This window comes from Spirillospora sp. NPDC048824, assembly GCF_043198455.1.
Taxonomy (GTDB): Bacteria; Actinomycetota; Actinomycetes; order Streptosporangiales; family Streptosporangiaceae; genus Spirillospora.
The window spans coordinates 237,816-254,258 of record NZ_JBICUS010000013.1 but is presented as its reverse complement, the minus strand read 5'-3'; the positions used below and the strand labels follow the sequence as shown (position 1 = coordinate 254,258).

Annotated in this window: 17 protein-coding genes; 6 read left to right on the top strand and 11 right to left on the bottom strand. The window is 75.4% G+C overall.

Translation table 11 applies throughout. The features are described 5' to 3' along the window. Positions 1–284: 284 nt before the first annotated feature. Positions 285–1,151, top strand: a complete 867-nt coding sequence (locus tag ACGFIS_RS25710; protein WP_392906697.1) for a trypsin-like serine peptidase — start codon at positions 285–287, stop codon at positions 1,149–1,151. Positions 1,152–1,175: 24 nt separating this feature from the next. Here the strand turns inward: ACGFIS_RS25710 and ACGFIS_RS25705 are convergent, their stop codons facing one another. Then, a complete protein-coding gene (locus ACGFIS_RS25705; protein ID WP_392906696.1) occupies positions 1,176–1,967 on the bottom strand; it encodes a SigB/SigF/SigG family RNA polymerase sigma factor in 792 nt (263 codons plus the stop codon). Positions 1,968–2,170: 203 nt separating this feature from the next. On the opposite strand from ACGFIS_RS25705, the gene ACGFIS_RS25700 reads away from it, so the two are divergent. The 5 genes from ACGFIS_RS25700 to ACGFIS_RS25680 all read left to right on the top strand — a co-directional run bounded on the left by ACGFIS_RS25700 (position 2,171) and on the right by ACGFIS_RS25680 (position 5,098). Continuing rightward, positions 2,171–2,632, top strand: a complete 462-nt coding sequence (locus ACGFIS_RS25700) for an SRPBCC family protein (RefSeq protein WP_392972810.1) — start codon at positions 2,171–2,173, stop codon at positions 2,630–2,632. A 25-nt stretch (positions 2,633–2,657) separates the two neighbouring features. After that, positions 2,658–3,134 (top strand): fluoride efflux transporter FluC, encoded by a 477-nt coding sequence (locus ACGFIS_RS25695; protein ID WP_392906694.1) that lies wholly within the window; start codon positions 2,658–2,660, stop codon positions 3,132–3,134. Continuing rightward, positions 3,131–3,493 carry a fluoride efflux transporter FluC gene (locus ACGFIS_RS25690; protein WP_392906693.1) on the top strand — a complete coding sequence of 121 codons (363 nt, stop codon included), beginning with the start codon at positions 3,131–3,133 and terminating at the stop codon, positions 3,491–3,493. The genes ACGFIS_RS25695 and ACGFIS_RS25690 overlap by 4 nt, the downstream gene beginning before the upstream one ends. A gap of 231 nt (positions 3,494–3,724) precedes the next feature. After that, positions 3,725–4,642, top strand: coding sequence for a polysaccharide pyruvyl transferase family protein (locus ACGFIS_RS25685; RefSeq protein WP_392906691.1), 918 nt, complete (start codon positions 3,725–3,727; stop codon positions 4,640–4,642). Between the two features lie 54 nt (positions 4,643–4,696). After that, a complete protein-coding gene (locus tag ACGFIS_RS25680; protein ID WP_392906689.1) occupies positions 4,697–5,098 on the top strand; it encodes a DUF2267 domain-containing protein in 402 nt (133 codons plus the stop codon). Between the two features lie 149 nt (positions 5,099–5,247). On the opposite strand, the gene ACGFIS_RS25675 is transcribed toward ACGFIS_RS25680, so the two are convergent. From ACGFIS_RS25675 to ACGFIS_RS25630, 10 genes are read right to left on the bottom strand one after another with little or no spacing between them, the layout of a single operon-like run. Beyond that, positions 5,248–6,204 (bottom strand): NAD-dependent epimerase/dehydratase family protein, encoded by a 957-nt coding sequence (locus tag ACGFIS_RS25675; RefSeq protein WP_392972814.1) that lies wholly within the window; start codon positions 6,202–6,204, stop codon positions 5,248–5,250. An 11-nt stretch (positions 6,205–6,215) separates the two neighbouring features. Next, complete coding sequence (locus ACGFIS_RS25670) at positions 6,216–7,160, bottom strand: glycosyltransferase family 9 protein (RefSeq protein WP_392972808.1); 945 nt, start codon at positions 7,158–7,160, stop codon at positions 6,216–6,218. Beyond that, entirely contained in the window at positions 7,157–7,834 is a 678-nt protein-coding gene (locus ACGFIS_RS25665; protein ID WP_392906686.1) for an SDR family oxidoreductase, read from the bottom strand. The genes ACGFIS_RS25670 and ACGFIS_RS25665 overlap by 4 nt, the downstream gene beginning before the upstream one ends. Then, complete coding sequence (locus ACGFIS_RS25660) at positions 7,831–9,228, bottom strand: PfkB family carbohydrate kinase (protein ID WP_392906685.1); 1,398 nt, start codon at positions 9,226–9,228, stop codon at positions 7,831–7,833. Before ACGFIS_RS25660 ends, ACGFIS_RS25665 begins: the two co-directional genes overlap by 4 nt. Further along, positions 9,225–9,836, bottom strand: coding sequence for an SIS domain-containing protein (locus tag ACGFIS_RS25655; protein WP_392972806.1), 612 nt, complete (start codon positions 9,834–9,836; stop codon positions 9,225–9,227). The genes ACGFIS_RS25660 and ACGFIS_RS25655 overlap by 4 nt, the downstream gene beginning before the upstream one ends. Then, on the bottom strand, positions 9,833–11,059 hold the full coding sequence (locus ACGFIS_RS25650; protein WP_392906682.1) for a glycosyltransferase: 1,227 nt from the start codon (positions 11,057–11,059) through the stop codon (positions 9,833–9,835). Before ACGFIS_RS25650 ends, ACGFIS_RS25655 begins: the two co-directional genes overlap by 4 nt. Further along, the gene (locus ACGFIS_RS25645) at positions 11,056–12,051 is read right to left on the bottom strand and encodes a glycosyltransferase family 4 protein (RefSeq protein WP_392972804.1); all 996 of its coding nucleotides are present in this window, start codon (positions 12,049–12,051) and stop codon (positions 11,056–11,058) included. The genes ACGFIS_RS25650 and ACGFIS_RS25645 overlap by 4 nt, the downstream gene beginning before the upstream one ends. After that, positions 12,048–13,058: a glycosyltransferase family 9 protein gene (locus ACGFIS_RS25640; RefSeq protein WP_392906679.1), complete on the bottom strand. Its 1,011-nt coding sequence runs from the start codon at positions 13,056–13,058 to the stop codon at positions 12,048–12,050. Before ACGFIS_RS25640 ends, ACGFIS_RS25645 begins: the two co-directional genes overlap by 4 nt. Beyond that, a complete protein-coding gene (locus ACGFIS_RS25635) occupies positions 13,055–14,611 on the bottom strand; it encodes an HAD-IIIA family hydrolase (RefSeq protein WP_392906677.1) in 1,557 nt (518 codons plus the stop codon). Before ACGFIS_RS25635 ends, ACGFIS_RS25640 begins: the two co-directional genes overlap by 4 nt. Next, entirely contained in the window at positions 14,608–16,248 is a 1,641-nt protein-coding gene (locus tag ACGFIS_RS25630; protein ID WP_392906676.1) for a carbamoyltransferase, read from the bottom strand. The genes ACGFIS_RS25635 and ACGFIS_RS25630 overlap by 4 nt, the downstream gene beginning before the upstream one ends. Between the last annotated feature and the right edge of the window lie 195 nt (positions 16,249–16,443).

The window sequence follows — 16,443 nt, the reverse complement described above, 5'->3', positions numbered from 1 at the left end:
ACGCCGCCGGCCTGGCCACCGGCTTCTGGAACACCACCGACGAACTCCGCCAGAACTGGAACGAAGACCGCCGCTGGAACCCCACCTGGACCGACGAACAACGCCGAACCGGCTACGCCGGCTGGAAGAAGGCCGTCGAACGCACCTACGGCTGGGTGGACGTGGACTGAGGGAAACCAGGCGGCGGGCCCCCTTCTTTCGCGGGCGAAGATGATCTAGCATCCGGCCGGACAGCGCCGTCACCGGCCGGTGCCCCGCCACCGGCCCCGCCCGAGAGGATCCCCATGACAGGACGACGCCTCGCCGCAGCAGCCCTCGCCGCCGTCACCGGCGCCGCGACCCTCGCCCTCGCCGGCGCCGGTGCGGCGCAGGCCGCGCCCGCCGGCCCGGCGGCGCCCGCCCCGCACAAGCCCAGGGCGGAGGTCGACTTCACCGGCATCGTCGCGCTCAGCAACTGCTCGGGGTCCCTCGTGCGCGGGCCGCGGTCCCGCGACACCGACGCGGCGCTGGTCCTGACGAACGGCCACTGCCTGGAGACGGGCATGCCCGAGGCCGGCGAGGTCATCGTGGACCAGGCGTCGTCGCGGACGTTCACGCTCCTCGACCGGACGGGGAAGAAGGAACTGGGTTCCCTGCGGGCCACCAAGGTCGAGTACGCCACGATGACCGACACCGACGTGACGGTCTACCGGCTCGGCGCCACCTACGCCGACATCCAGCGGCGGTACGGCATCCCGGCGCTGCGCCTGTCGCCGGCCAGGCCGCACGACGGCACCGAGATCCGGGTCGTGTCGGGCTATTGGAAGAAGATCTACGGCTGCAAGATCGACGACACCGTCCACCGGCTGCGCGAGGCGGGCTGGACCTGGAAGAACTCCATCCGGTACACGCCCGAGTGCGACACCATCGGCGGCACGTCCGGCTCCCCGATCATCGACGTGGGGACGCGCCGCGTCGTCGGGGTCAACAACACCGGCAACGAGGACGGGGAGCGCTGCACGCTCAACAACCCGTGCGAGGTCGGCCCGGACGGCGAGATCACCGTCCGCCACGGCATCAACTACGGGCAGCAGACGTACCTGCTCGCCCGCTGCCTCGGCAAGGGCAACGACGTCGTACTGGACGGTGCGTGCGCCCTTCCCAGGCCCTGACCGGGACCGTCGAGAGCCGTCCCGTCACCGTTCCGCCAGCAGCCCGGCGCGGAGCCGGTCCAGGGTGGCGCGGAGCAGCCGCGAGACGTGCATCTGGGACAGGCCGATCTGCTCGGCGATCTGCGTCTGCGTCTTGTTGCCGAAGAACCGCAGCAGCAGGATCGTCCGCTCGCGTTCGGGCAGTTCGTCGATCAGCGGGCCGAGCGCGTGGCCGTCGATGAAGCTGTCGAGCGCCGGGTCGTCCGCCCCGAGGTACTCGCCGACCGTGCCGCTGTCGCCGCTCGGCGAGCCGTCGGCGGGCGCCTCCAGGGACAGCGGGCGGTAGGCGTCGCAGGCGATGATGACCTCGACGGTCTCCTCCTCGGTGATGCCCATGAGCGCGGAGACCTCCGCCGTGGTGGGGGAGCGGCCGTGCTCGCGGGTGTACTCCTGCATGGTGCGCTGCAGGACCGGACGCAGCTCCTGGATGCGGCGCGACACCCGGATTCCCCACGTCTTGTCGCGGAAGTGCCGCTTCACCTCCCCGGTCACCACCGGGTAGGCGTAGGTGACGAACCGGTCGCCGATGCCGGGGTCGAACCGGTTGATGGCCTTGACCAGCCCCAGGTAGGCGACCTGCTGGAGGTCGTCGATGGGTTCCCCGCGGTTGGCGTACCGGCGGGCCACGCCGCGGACGAGGGCGGCGTGCATGTCGACGATGCGCGCCCGGAGCCGTTCTCGCCGGGGATCGTCCTCCGGGAGCCGGTTCATCTCCGCCAGCAGGGTCTCGGCTTGTCCGTCGTTGAACCGGGTGGTGGTGGACTGCGCCGACGTCATGCGGGTCGTCTCCCTTCCGAAGAGGCCGGCAAAGGCAGGGGGCGATCGCTCGGTCCCCGCCCAGTACCCGGCAATCGGCTGATCACACTGAAATGCCCGCCCGCGTGGGGGATCGGGCCTGCCGGGCGCCGCGCCGCCGACCCGTCCCCCGGATAAAGGACGCTCCCCCGGGTACCGCCCCGGTGACGCACTGAGGGGGAGCCGTGAGCACGATCACCGAGTCGGTCAACGTCACCGTCCCGATCCGCACCGCCTATGACCAGTGGACGCAGTTCGAGACGTTCCCGCAGTTCATGGACGGTGTCGAGGAGATCCGCCAGCTCGACGACACCACCGTCCGCTGGAGGACGCGAATCGCCGGCGTCACCCGCGAGTTCGACGCGAGGATCACCGAGCAGCTGCCCGACGAGCGCGTGGCCTGGAAGTCCCTGGAGGGGCCGACGCACGCCGGGGTGGTGACCTTCCACCGGCTGGACGAGACCACCACGCGCGTCACCGCCCAGATGGAGATCGACCCGGAGGGCCTCGCCGAGAGGGCCGGTGACAGGCTCGGCGCCCTCGGCCGCCGGGTCAAGGGCGACCTGCAGCGTTTCAAGACCTTCATCGAGGCCCGGGGCGTCCAGACCGGTGGCTGGCGCGGCCGGGTCGACCGCCCCGAACCCTGACGGGGGCGCCGGTAGACTCTCGCGGGTGCGCGATGGTGCCGTCGATCCCGATGTCGATCTTCATGTGGCGGAGCAGCGCGACGAGCTGCGGCGTGCGCCGTGGGCGACGCTCGGTGCCGTCTCGGCGGGCGGCGTCACCGGGGCGCTGGCGCGGTACGGGCTGAGTGGCGCGTTCCCGTACGGGCCGGGGGAGTTCCCCTGGGTCGTCTTCTGGATCAACGTCTCCGGCTGCCTGGTGATCGGGGTGCTGATGGTGCTCATCACCGAGACGTGGCGGGTGAACCCGCTGGTGCGGCCGTTCCTCGGGGCCGGGGTGCTCGGAGGCTTCACCACGTTCTCGACCTTCGCCGTCGATTTCCAGCGGACCGTTGACGGCGGGGAACCGCGGGTGGCGCTCGTGTACCTCGCGGCGACGCCGGCCGCCGCGCTCGCCGCCGTCCTCACCGGGGTGCTGGCCGCCCGGTCGCTGACCAGGCGCCGTGCCGGGGAGGGCGGCGCGTGACCGTTCTGCTGGTCGCGCTGGGCGCCGCGCTCGGCGCGCCGCTGCGCTACCTGGCCGACCGCGCCGTGCAGGCCCGGCACGATTCGGTGTTCCCCTGGGGGACGCTGACCGTCAACGTCGCGGGGTCGTTCCTCCTGGGCTTCCTGGCGGCCGTCCCCGTCGGCGGCGGTGTGACGGCCTTCGCGGGGACGGGCTTCTGCGGCGCCCTGAGCACGTATTCCACGTTCGGCTACGAGACCGTCCGGCTGGCCGAGGGCGGAGCGCGCCTCCAGGCGCTGCTCAACGCCGCCGGCAGTGTCGCCGCGGGGCTCGGCGCGGCCTACTGCGGCATGGCGGCCGCCCGGTTCGCCGGCGGTTGACGGCGCCGCAGGGGGGTAGCGGGCGGGGGAAGGCCGCCTGAACGCTGGTGCGGCCCAGGCTCGCAGATCCGAGCACCTGGCTCCGAGCTCGCGAGTGGGCCGCGAACTGACTCTGCCCATCCGGTCGTTTCGGTAAACCGGTAAGTGTCTCAAGTGTCACGGCACGGGCAGTGCCTTCCCGTCCCGGAAAGGCGCCGGGCGAGGATCGAGATCGCGGAAGGCGGCCGGCGGATGCGTGTCCTGGTGACCGGATGGCCGAGTTTCCTGCACGGCGAGGCCACGGCGGGCGATGTGCTGGCGATGGAGGCGGTGCGGGGGGCGCTGGCCGGCCGCGGGGTCCCGTGCGACCTCGCGTGGAGCCCGGTCTTCCGGCCGGGCGGGCTGGACCTCGGCCGGGCCGACCCGGGCCGCTACACCCACCTCGTGTTCGCCTGCGGGCCGCTGCACGGCAGGCAGATCGAGGAACTGCACCGCCGGTACGAAAGCTGTACCCGCGTCGCCGTCGGGGTGTCGGTCATCGATCCGGACGACCCGGCGGTCACCGGGTTCGACGCCGTCCTCGCGCGCGACACGCCCTCGGCGGCGCCGCGGCGCGACCTGGCGGCGCTGCCGGCGACCCCGCCGGTGCCCGTCGCCGGGGTCGTGCTGGCGCCGGGGCAGGCCGAGTACGGGACGCGGCGGCGGCACGACCGGATCGAGCGGGAGCTCACGGAGTGGCTCGCCGCCCGCGAATGCGCCCGGCTGCCCCTCGACACGCGCCTCGATCCGCGCGACTGGCGCCTGTGCACGACGGCGGCGGAGCTGGAGTCGGCACTGCGCAGGCTCGACCTGGTCGTCACGACCCGGCTGCACGGCCTCGTCCTGGCCCTGAAGAACGGGGTTCCCGCGCTGGCCGTGGACCCGGTGGGCGGCGGCGCGAAGGTGACCGCGCAGGCACGGGCGTGGTCGTGGCCGGCCGTCGTCACCGTCCCGGAGCGGGCGGGGCGGGGGCGGGAGGATCCGGAGCGGGATGGGCCGCTGCTGGACCCGCGGGAGCTGGACGGGTGGTGGGAGTGGTGCCTGTCGCCCGAAGGGACCGGGCGCGCCTGCGCCCTGCCCGCCGGCGGAGCCGTGATCGGCGAGCTGATGGACGTGCTCGGCGCACGTTAAGGACCGTCCATTTCGGGCATTTCTGCATTTCAGACGTAGGAAGGAGCGTCCGTCATGCGGCACGAGGAGTTCATCGGACAGGTCCAGGCCCGCGCCCGCCTCTCCGGTCACGGTGAGGCGGAACGGGCGACACGCGCCGTCCTGGAGACGCTCGGCGAACGGATCCCGGAGGGGCTCGCCGACAACCTCGCGGCGCAGCTGCCGCACGAGATCGGCGAGCATCTGCGCCGGACGGAGATCTACGGCGGCGCGGGCAGCGGCGAGCGGTTCGACCGGCACGACTTCATCGAGCGGATCGCGGTCAGGTCCGGGGCCGACGAGCCACGGTCCGCGTACCTGGCGCGGGTCGTGCTGGAGGTGACCGACGAGGCCACCCAGGGCGCGGTCACGGACAAGGTGCGCCACAGCCTCCCCGCCGACCTCAGAAACCTGGTGGCGGCAGGCCACAACGGCTGAACGAACGGCTGAACGGGCGCCCCGGTCCCCGGGGTGTGGCGCGGCCTGGGCCGGGGCGTGCGCGGCCTGGGCGTGGACGCGTGCGCCGCCGGGGCGTGCGCGGCCGCGAGGTGCCCTCGTCCCGGCCGCGCAGACCCGGCCGGGTCCGGTCAGGCGGGGCGGGCGACCATGAGCTCCCGGGCGAACCACTCGATCGTGGTGCGCAGGCCGTCCTCGACGGAGATCCGGGGACGCCAGCCGAGCGCCTCCTCGGCGAGCGCGGTGTCGGGCCGCCGGACGTGCGGGTCGTCGACCGGCCGGTCGACGAAGCGGATCCGGGACGGGGACCCGGTCAGGTCGATGATCAGCTCCGCGAGGCGGGCCATGGACACCTCGTACGGGCTGCCGATGTTGACCGGCCCCGGATGGCCGGAGAGGGCGAGGGCGATGATGCCCCGAACGGTGTCGTCCACGTGGCAGATCGAGCGGGTCTGGGAGCCGTCCCCCGTCACCGTGAGGTCCTCGCCGGTGAGCGCCTGCCGCAGGAACGTCGGGATGGCCCGGCCGTCGTCGGGCCGCATCCGCGGCCCGTAGGTGTTGAAGATCCGCACGATCGCGGTGCCGAGGCCGCGGGAGTGCCGGAACGCCGACGTCAGCGCCTCGCCGAACCGCTTGGCCTCGTCGTACACGCTGCGCGGCCCGACCGGGTTCACGTTGCCCCAGTACGACTCGGGCTGCGGATGCACGAGCGGGTCGCCGTACACCTCGGACGTGGAGGCGAGCACGAAGCGCGCGTCCTTGGCCTCGGCGAGCTCGAGCGCGTTGCGGGTGCCCTGGCTGCCGACCTCCAGGGTCTGGATCGGCAGCCGCAGATAGTCGGCCGGGGACGCCGCCGAGGCCAGGTGGAAGACGTAGCCGACGTCGCCGGGGACGCTGACCGGCTCGGTGAGGTCGCGTCTCAGGAACCGGAAGTCGCGCCGCCCGGTCAGGTGCGCGATGTTGCGGGACGTGCCGGTCAGCAGGTTGTCCAGGCACACCACCGAGATCCCCCGGGCCAGCAGCGCCTCGCACAGGTGCGAGCCGAGGAATCCGGATCCTCCGGTGACGACGGCGCGTGGATGTCTCATCATGTCCCCCTTCAGCGGTTGCGGGTGAGCACCCGGCCGGCGGCCTCGACCGCCTGCCCGGCGGAGATCTCCAGCAGGCCGGGATGCGGTTCGCGGCCGTGCGGGTCGCCGTGCCGCCCGGCCCACAGGACCCGGTGCTCGGCGCGGTCGGGCGGCCCCCACCGGCCGGGCGGCGTCGGGCCGAACAGCAGGACCGACGGGGTCCGGAACGCCGTCGCGAGATGCGCGACGCCGGTGTCCCCGCACACCACCAGCCGCGCGCCCGCGATGAGCGCGGCCAGTTCCGGGAGGCGGGTGCGGCCGGACAGGTCGGCCCGCTCGTCCAGCCCGGCGAGTTCGGCGACGCGGCGCGCGATCGCCGTCTCCGCGGGGCCGCCGGTGACGACGACGCGTTCGCCGCCGTCCCGCAGCGCCGCCGCGACGGCCGCGAACCGGTCGGCGGGCCAGCGGCGCGCCGGGAACGCCGCGCCCGGATGGACGACGGCGGCGCCCGGCGCCGGCGACGGGACCGCGGGCGGGTCCAGGTCCAGGTCGGCGGGGTCGGCGTCGAACCCGTACGCCGACACGAACCGGCACCAGCGCGCCACCTCGTGCTCGCCCGGGTCCCAGTCCGGACCGGCGGCGTGGCCCGCCCCGGCGCAGGCGAACGCGAGGAGGCGGCCCGGACGCGTTCCGGTGAGGAGCTGGTGGCTCTGCGGGCCGCGGCCGTGCAGGTTGACCGCCACGTCCACCGGGCCCGCGGGCGGCAGCGGGGCAAGGCCCTCCGAGGGAAGGACGTCGTCGACCGCGCCCGTGGCGCGGGCGAGGAAGCCGAGCGGCGCCGGGGCGGCGAGCGCGATCCGCGCGCCGGGCGCCCCGCGCCGCAGGGCCCGCAGCGCCGGGACGCCGGTCAGCAGGTCCCCGAGGCCGAGGGCGCGCAGCACCAGGATCCGCTGGGCCGCCGGTCGCACCGTCACGGCCACGACGGTTCCTGCGAGGGGCAGACGACGAGTTCCCGCACCTCGCACCCGGCGGGCTGGGAGAGCGCGAACGCGACGGTCGCCGCCACGTCCTCGGGCCGGTTCAGCTTGGCGTCCGGGCCCGGCCTGTACTGCTCGGAGCGGTCGTCGAAGAACGCGGTGTCCATGCCGCCGGGCACGACCATGGTGACGGCGACCCGCCCGGCCATCTCGGCGGCGAGCGCCCGGGTGAAACCGACGACGCCGAACTTCGACGCGCAGTACGCGGTGGCGTCGCTCACCGCCCGGAACCCGAGCGTGGACGCGACGGTCACGACGCGTCCATGGGGCTCGTTCTCCAGGTAGGGGAGTGCGGCGCGGACGACGGCGGCGGTGCCCAGCAGGTTCACCTGGACGACCCGCTCCCAGTCCTCGGCGGGAACCTCGCACAGCGTCCCGCAGGCGTCGATGCCGGCGGCGGTGACGACGGCGTTCAGCCCGCCGGCGGCGCGGGCCAGGCCGTGCACGGCGCGCTCGGCGCATCTGCGGTCGGCGAGATCGGCCTGCATGTGCTGGAAATCGTCCTTCGGCGGATGCCGGTCGAGGACGAGGGGGCGTCCCCCGTCGTCGGCGACCTTCCGCGCGACGGCCGCGCCGAGTCCCGAGGCGCCTCCGGTGATGAGGACGTTCATGATGCGTTTCCCTTCGTGGTCGACAGCAGGCGGGTGGTGGAGCGCCCCTCAAGGAGGGGCAGCAGGACCACCTCGCCGTCGTGGGCCCGGACCGTCTCGGCCTCGGGCAGCGTGGTCCCGGCGTAGTCGGCGCCCTTCACCCAGACGTCCGGGCGGAGCCGTTCCAGCAGCGGGGCCGGGGTGTCGTCGTCGAACACCACCGCGGCGTCGACGTCGCTGAGCGCCTCCAGCACCCGGACGCGGTCGGCGGCGGGCGTGACGGGACGCGTCGGCCCCTTGCGGCGCCGCACGGACGCGTCGGAGTTGACGCAGACGATCAGGCAGTCGCCGAGCCGCCGCGCCTGCTGCAGCATGCTGACGTGGCCCGCGTGGAGGAGGTCGAAGCAGCCGCCGGTCGCCACGACCGTCCCGCCCGCCCGCCGCGTCCGCTCGACGACGTCCCAGGCGTCCTCGCCGCGCTCGGGGACGAGCCGGGCCGTGCCGGTCTCGGCGAGCTGCGTCGCGAGGGCCGCGGCGGCGCCCGCGCGGACGAACTCCGACGCGTGGCGGACGCCTTCGGTGACGGCGCCGGTGAGGGTCCCGCCGTCGGCGAGGACGCCCGCGGCGCCGGCGGCGAAGCTGTCGCCCGCGCCGCACGAGTCGCCCCGGGCGGGCCGCGCCGGCGCGAGGAACGGCGCCTCCGACCCGTCGCAGAGCAGCGCGCCCTCCGCGCCGAGGGTGACCGCGACGCCCTCGATGCCCCAGGCGCGGCCGAGGTGGCGGCCGCACCGCCCGGCGGCCGACAGCCCGGACCCGGTGATCTCGGCGCCGTCGGCGGCGGCGAGCCGGGCGGCCTCCTGTGCGTTCGGGGTGAGCAGCCGGACGCCGGGGACGGGCGGCTCGCCGCGCGGATGCGGGTCCCACACGACGGGGACGCCCGCGGGCAGCCCGCCGAGCAGGGACCGGACGGCGCGGTGCCGGGTGACGCCGCGCCCGTAGTCGGCGACCAGCACGGCGCCCGCCCCGGCGATCGCGTCGGCGACGCGCGGGCCGACGGGCCCGTCGAGGGCCTGCCCCTCCCCGGCGTCGAGCCGCGCCACCGACTGCCCGCCGGACCGGATGCGCAGCTTGCAGGGGGTGCCGCCGTGCAGATGGAACGCGGCGACCTCCACGTGCTTCTCCAGCATCGCGCGCAGCCGCCTGCCGGGTTCGTCGTCGGCGAGCGCGGTGACCAGCACCACGTCGCGTCCGGCGGCGGCCGCCAGCAGCGCCGCCAGGCCCGCGCCGCCGGGCCGGGGCAGCTCCTCGGCCTGCTCGACGACGGGGACGGGCGCGTCCGGGCAGAGCCGGCTGCTGCTGCCGACGATGTCGATGTCGAGCAGGACGTCGCCGACGACCACCAGCGGGGCGGTCATGGTCTCACCCCCAGGACATCGTCGATCACCCCGCACAGCAGGTGGATCGCGGCGAGGTGGATCTCCTGGACGGTCGAGGTGGCGGCGGCCTCGACGGTGATCGCGTCGTCGCACGCGCCGGCGAGGGCGTTCGGCCCGGGGCCGGTGATCGCCCACGCGGTGATGCCGAGATGCCGGGCCCGGTGCGCCGCCGCGACCACGTTGGGGCTGCGGCCGCTGGTCGACAGGCACATCAGCACGTCGCCGGGCCGGCCGTGCGCCTGCACCTGCCGCGCGAACATGTCGGCCGGCCCGTAGTCGTTGCCGATCGCGGTCACCGACGAGGTGTCGCAGTGCAGCGGGATCGCCGACAGCGGGCGCCGCTCGTCCTCGAACCGGCCGACGAGCTCGGCGGTCAGGTGCTGCGCCTCGGCGGCGCTTCCCCCGTTGCCGCACGCCAGCAGCCGCCCGCCGCCGCGCAGCACGCCGGCCAGGCGGCGGCCCCACGTCCCGATCGTGGGGACGTGCTCGCGGAACCGCAGCGCGGCCTCGGCGAGCGCCTCCAGCCGCCGGTCCTGCGCCGTCGCCGTCCTGGTCCGGGAGGCGGCCCCGGTGGTGCCGGCCGTCATGCCGCCACCTCGCTCAGGGCGGCCGCGCGCTGGTAGACGCCGGCGGTGTCGGCGGCGACGCGGGCCCACGAGTAGCGGTCGCGTGCCCGGCCGCTGCCCGCGATCCCCATCGCGGCGCGCTTCGCGGGGTCGTCCAGCAGCGCCCGGACCGCCGCGGCGGCGGCCTCCGGGTCGCGCGGCCGGACGAGCGTCCCGGTGACGCCGTCCACGACCGTGTCGAGGTGCCCGCCGACGGCGCTCGCCACCACGGGCACGCCGCACGCCATCGCCTCCAGCGGCACCATGCCGAACGGCTCGTACCAGGGCAGGGTGAGCACGAGGCTCGCCGACCGCAGCAGCGGGGGCACCTCGTCGCGGCCGAGCCGGCCGAGGAACTCGACGCGGCCGGCGACGCCCGCGTCCCGTGCCGCCCTCCGCAGCCTGCGCACCTCGGCGTCGCCGCCGAGGTCGCCGCGCGGCGGCCCGCCGGCGACGGCCAGCTCGGCGCCGGGCAGGTGCGCGAGCGCCCTGATGGCGGTGTCGACGCCCTTGCGTTCGACGAGCCGGGACAGCACCACGAGCCGGTGAGGGCCGGCGGGCGGGCCGCCGCCGGGGGCGAACAGGCTCAGGTCGACCCCGCACGGGACGACCCGGACGCGGTCGCCGGGGACGCCCATCGCGGTCAGCTCGGCGGTCTCGTCGGAGCAGGTGGCGATCACGGTGTCGGCGGCGCGCCCGATGGCGCGTTCCAGCCGCACCCGGGAGGCCGGGCTGGTGTCCTTGTCGCCCTGGTGGCGGCGTTTCACGGTGCCGAGCGCGTGGAAGGTCTGCACCACCGGCACGCGCCGCGACCCGCGCGGCTGCGCGGCCTGGATCGCCGCGAGGCCGCTCATCCAGAAGTGGGCGTGCGCGACGTCGGGCGGGTCGGCGGCCCAGCGCCGCTCGAGGTGGCGCCCGAAGTCGTGCATCCAGGGCAGCAGATCGTCCTTGGCGATCCGCTCGGCCGGTCCCGCCGGGACGTGCTCGACGGTCACGCCGGGCGCGAACCGCACCCGGTCGGGCAGGGCGGGGGCGTCCCGCCGCGTGTAGACGGTGACGTAGTGGCCCTGCCGGCCGAGTTCGGCGGCCAGTTCCGCGACGAACACGTTCTGCCCGCCGCCGTCGGCCCCGCCCAGTCCCTTCTCCGCGGGGCCGCACCTGGCGGCCAGGGGGCTGGCGTGCTCGGAGATCATGGCTATCTTCATCGCGTTACCTCCTGGAGAGTTCGCCGCCAGTCGCGCAGGAACCGCGGCAGGCCGTAGCGTTCGACGGCGTAGGCCCGCGCCTCCTTGCCCATCTGGCGCGCACGCGGCGGGTCCGCGGCCAGGGACCGCGCGGCGCCGGCCAGCGCGGCCACGCGGGTGGACAGCACCCCGGCCTCCGGCGGCACCGCCTCGACCGCCTCGGTGGTGGCGAGCGCCACCACCGGCAGGCCGAGCATCATGGCCTCGATCAGTGCGAGGCCCAGCGAGGTCCACCGGTAGGGGTGGACGTAGACGCGGCGGCGGGCGAGTTCCCCGTGCATCCTCGCCTGCGGCAGGTCCTCGAAGGTCCAGAGGGATTCGGGGGCGATGCCGAGCCGGCCGGGGACGCCGGTGACGTTCATGCCGAACAGGTCGAGGGGGACGGCCGCCGCCAGTTCGGGGAGCAGATCGGTGCCGGCGACGCGCCCGCGGCGCAGCGGGTCGTTGATGACCACGCCGGCGCGCGGCATGTCGGCGGAGTACCGGTACCCGGGGTCGACGACGCCGTGCTCGATGACGGTGGCGGGGGCGCGGCCGCAGTTCCAGAACAGCCGGTTGAAGTGGGTGACGTGCACGACCGGGATGTCGGAGCGGTCGTGCAGGAAGTGGCGGCTGTCGGGGACGACCTCTTCGGGGAGGCCGGCGTCGGACGGCGTGCGGCGGGGCGTGTCGTGCTCGACGTAGACGGCGGGGATATCGCGGCCGGGGCGGCGCCCGAGCCATTCCTCGGCGAGCCGCAGCTCGTGGGGGCGCTGCAGGACGACGACGTCCACGTCCTCGTCGCGCAGCCGCTCCGCCGCGACCTCGGCCGCGCGGTCCGGCCAGTGGAACGTGTCGGGCCGCCCCTTCCCGTCCGGCCCCCGGCCGGGAAGGACGGGGACGAGGGTGGTCTGCGGGCCGTGGACGAACGACGTCGCCCACGATCCGTGCACGTGCCACATCAGGACTCTCACCGGGCGGGCACCTCCTCCTCGGACCTCACGATCTCCACTGCCGCGGCGACCTCGTCGGCGCTGACCGACGCCAGGCAGGGGTGCCCGCCGACGGGGCATTCGCGGGCGCGGCTGTCCTTGCACGGCGCCCCCTGGTCGCCCAGCAGCGCCATCGGGACGCCGAACGGCGCCCACCGGGCCGCCGGCACGGTCGGCGCGAACAGCGACACGACCGGTGTGCCGACGGCCGCCGCCAGGTGCGCGGGGCCGGTGTTTCCGGCGACGACGGCGCATGCCCCTTCCAGCACGGACGCCAGTTCCGGCAGCGTCGTGCGGCCGCCGAGGTCGAGGCCGTCCTCCCCGGCGACGGACGCGGTCAGCTCCTTCTCGTCCCCGTGCCCGGTGACGACGACGCGGTGGCCCGCCGCGTCCAGCAGCCGGACGGCCTCGGCGCAGTGCCCGGGGGGCCAGGCGCGTGCGGGGACCGACGTCCCCGGATGCACCACGACGTACCCGGGGCCTCCGGTGAGGTGGTCGGTGGCGGGCAGCGGCCCGCGGACCCGGAGCCGGGTGTCGGCCGGCGCCGGGAACCCCGCGTCCTCCGCGAGGGCGAGCATCCGCAGCGGCTCGGGCATGTCCTCGCCGGGCCGGTGCCGCAGGTCGAGCAGCGAACCGGGGTAGTCCTCGCTGATGCCGCCGATCCAGGGCGTCCCGGCCAGGCGCAGCAGCAGCGCGAGCGGCAGCGGCGACTGGTGGAACGACGTCAGGATCAGGGCCCGGTCGAAGCCCTTGAGCCGGCGCGTGAGCGCGTCGATCCCGGACCGCTCGACGGGCACGTGGTCCGGGTCGATCCAGGGGGCGCGCCATTCGATGACGCGGTCGACGCCGGGCAGCATGTCGGCGGCGGCGCGCCCGCGCGGGCCGCACAGCAGCACCACCTCGTCGGCGTGCTCGGCGACCGCCCGCACGGCGGGCCCGGCGAGCAGCACGTCGCCGATGTTGTCCTGGCGGGAGACGAGGACCCTCATCGGCGCCGCCTTCCGCCGAGGACCAGTTCGACGGCCGCCCGCAGCGTCGGCGCCGTCTCCGCCGCCCGCGTGATCTCGTCGGCCCGGGTGCGCCCGGTCGGGACGAGGATCCCCCGCGCGCCGGCCGCGGCGGCGGCCTCGACGTCGCCGCCGATGTCGCCGATGACGGCGCAGTCGGACGGCGGCGCCCCGAGCCGCCGCGCCGCGCGCTCGATCATCCCGGGGCGGGGTTTGCGGCATGCGCAGCCGTCGCCGCCGTCGTGCGGGCAGAACTCCCACACGTCGACGCGTCCGAGGAGCCGCTCGACGCGCGCGTTGACGCGCCGGACGTCGCCGGCGGTGATGCGGCCCTTCGCCACGCCCGACTGGTTGGACACGACCCCGATCCGGACGCCGTGCCGCCGCAGCCGGTCCAGGGCGCGCCGGGCGCCCGGCATCGGCTTCACCCGCGCCGGGTCGCCGTTGTAGGGGACGTCCCGGATGAGGGTGTCGTCGCGGTCGAACAGCACGACCCAGGGGCCGGCCCACGGCCGCGCGTCCCGGTGGACGACCAGTCCCCGCACCCGGTGCCACACCGCGGCGGGCGGGATGACGGCGCTCGTGGCGATCATCTTCGCTATTTCGGCCGGTGCGGGCGGCCCCGGCCGGATCCGCTCGTAGGCGAACCAGGCGGTCAGCGCGCCCCAGGCGCCTCCGGCGATCAGGCCGGCGGCCGTGCCGCGCCGCCCGGGGACGGCCGCGGGCAGGCCCGCCGCCAGGACGCCGGCCGCGGTGGTGAGCGCGTGGCGGCGGAGCAGCCCGCGGCCCTCGCCGGCGCGGGTCCGCCACGAGCCGCCGTGCACCCGCCACATGAGGACGTCGTCGGCGTTGCCCGCCTGTGCCCGCACCGACGCCCAGAAGCCGGCGGGACGGACGGGGTGCGTCACCTGCCGCCTGCCGAGGACGAGGCCGTGCCCGGCGTCCATGGCCCGCAGCGCCAGGTCGGCGTCCTCACGGTAGGCGCGGCGGAACCGCTCGTCGAAGCCGCCGAGCTCGGCGAGGACGGCGCGGCGGTAGGCCATGTCGGCGGTGATCCATTCGGCGTCCGCGAGCGCCGCGGTGTTGCGCTCCCAGTCGGTGGGGCGGCGGCCGTCCGGCGGCGGGACCGTGACCCGGCCCTGTGAGCCGCCGGCCTCCGGTGTCAGGTCCGCGAGGTCGGCGGCCAGCCCGGCGGCCCATCCGGGATCGGGCACGACGTCGTCGTCCAGGAAGGCGACCCACTCGGTCGCGGCGGCGCGCCAGCCCGCGTTCCGGGCGGCGGCGGGCCCGCGTCCCCCGGAGCGGATCACCCGGATGTCCGGTCCGGCGGCCGGCGGCGCGCCCGGCGGGAGGGGGAGCGGCGCGCCCGGCGCGGGGCGGTCGTCCACGACGATGATCTCGTGCGGCGCGTGCCCGCGCCCGGAGCCGAGGCCCGCGAGGAGCGCGTCCAGCGTCACGCGCAGGCTCTCCCGGCCGATCGTCGGGATGACGACGGTATGGCCGGTCACGGTATGGCCGACCAGGGGGTGGCTCATCGGGCGTGCACCTCCCGGCGGCGGACCACGTACGGCCCGATGGCCAGCAGGTCCACCGGGGCGGAGCCGAAGCACTCCAGCGCGTCGCGCGGGTCGTCGACCATGGGGCGCCCGGCGGTGTTCAGGCTGGTGTTGATGACGACGGGCAGGCCGGTCCGGCGGCGGAACTCCTCCAGGAGGCGGGCCACGAGCGGCTCGTCCTCCGCGGCGACGGTCTGGATCCGGGCGGTGCCGTCCACATGGACGACCGCGGGGATCCGGTCCCGCCAGCCGGGGCGCACCCGGTGGACGAACAGCATGTACGGGCTCGGCAGCGGCCCGTCGAAGATCTCCGGCGCGTGGTCGAGCGCGACCATCGGCGCGATCGGGCGGAACTGCTCGCGGCCCTTGACGTCGTTGAGCCGCTCCACATTGCCCTCATGACCCGGATGGGCGAGTAGGGAGCGGTGCCCGAGCGCGCGCGGGCCGAACTCGGAGCGGCCCTGGAACCACGCCACGATCTCGTTGCGGGCGAGGGCGCCTGCCACCGTGGCGGCCAGGTCGTCGGGCCGCTCGTACGGGATCCCGGCGGTGTCGAGACGCTCGGCGATCTCGCGGTCGTCCCACCGCCGTCCGAGGTCCGCGCCGGGCATGGGCGTCAGCGGGTCGCCCCCGGCCTGCGCCAGGTGCAGCGCGGCGCCGAGGGCCGTCCCGGCGTCGCCCGCGGCGGGCTGGATCCAGATGTCGTCGTACGGCCCGGCCTCGGCGAGCCGGGAGTTGGCGACGCAGTTGAGGGCGACGCCGCCGGCGAGCATCAGCCGGCGGGAGCCGGTGCGGCCGTGCAGCCAGGCCGCCAGGTCCAGCAGCACCTCCTCCAGCCGGGCCTGGACGCTCGCGGCGAGGTCGGCGTGGTCGCGGGTCCACTCGCCGCCGGGCGGGCGGGCCTTGGCCAGCGCGCCCCAGTCGACGCCCGCGGCGGCGAAGCCGCCGTCCCCGGTCGCGTGGACGTGCTCGCGCAGTTCGCCGAGGAAGCGGGCCTCGCCATAGGACGCCAGCGCCATGACCTTGTACTCGTCGCTGGAGCGCAGGAAGCCGAGGTGCTCGGTGAGGTCCTCGTACATCAGCCCGAGCGAGTGCGGGAGGCGCTGGGCGTGCAGCGTGGTCAGGACGCCGCCCTCGTACGTCCCGGCCAGGTGCGAGTGCGACTCGCCGCGGCCGTCCAGGACCAGGACGTCGCCGTCGCCGGGTGCGGGTGCGGCGAGCGCGGCGGACGCGGCGTGCGCCACATGGTGCGGGACGTACCGGACGATCCCGGGGTCGAGCCCCGGCAGCGCGGTCGACAGGAAGTTCGGGGCCCGCTGCGCGTAGAGGGTGCGCAGCCGCTCCCACTGGACGTCGTGCCCGTCGAGGCCGGGCTCGACGAGGCCCGGATCGTAGGAGTAGGCGACGGCGTCGAGGTCGCCGGGCTCCAGCCCGGCCTCGTCCAGGCACCACCGGGCCGCCTTCTCCGGCGGTTCCCAGCCGGAGAACGGCACCGGCCGCTTGCCGTGCTTGCGGCGGCTGAAGCGTTCCTCCTCCGCCGCCGCGACGACGGCGCCGTCCGACACCAGCGCGGCGGCCGGGTCGTGAAAGATCGCATTGATTCCGAGCACGCGCATGTAGAGCCCCGTTTCGGCGCAGCGTTCGGTGATGTGCCGATGACGTCGTCGTAGCCATCGGCACTTGGCGGTCCCGCCGGGAGCAAATCCCCTATAGGTGATTCGGTATTGCCGATAACTGTGGCTCTAAACGCTGAAGTCACAAAAGTCGCTGGTGGGCGAAGTGTGACGTAGGCGCAATGACGTGCACATAGA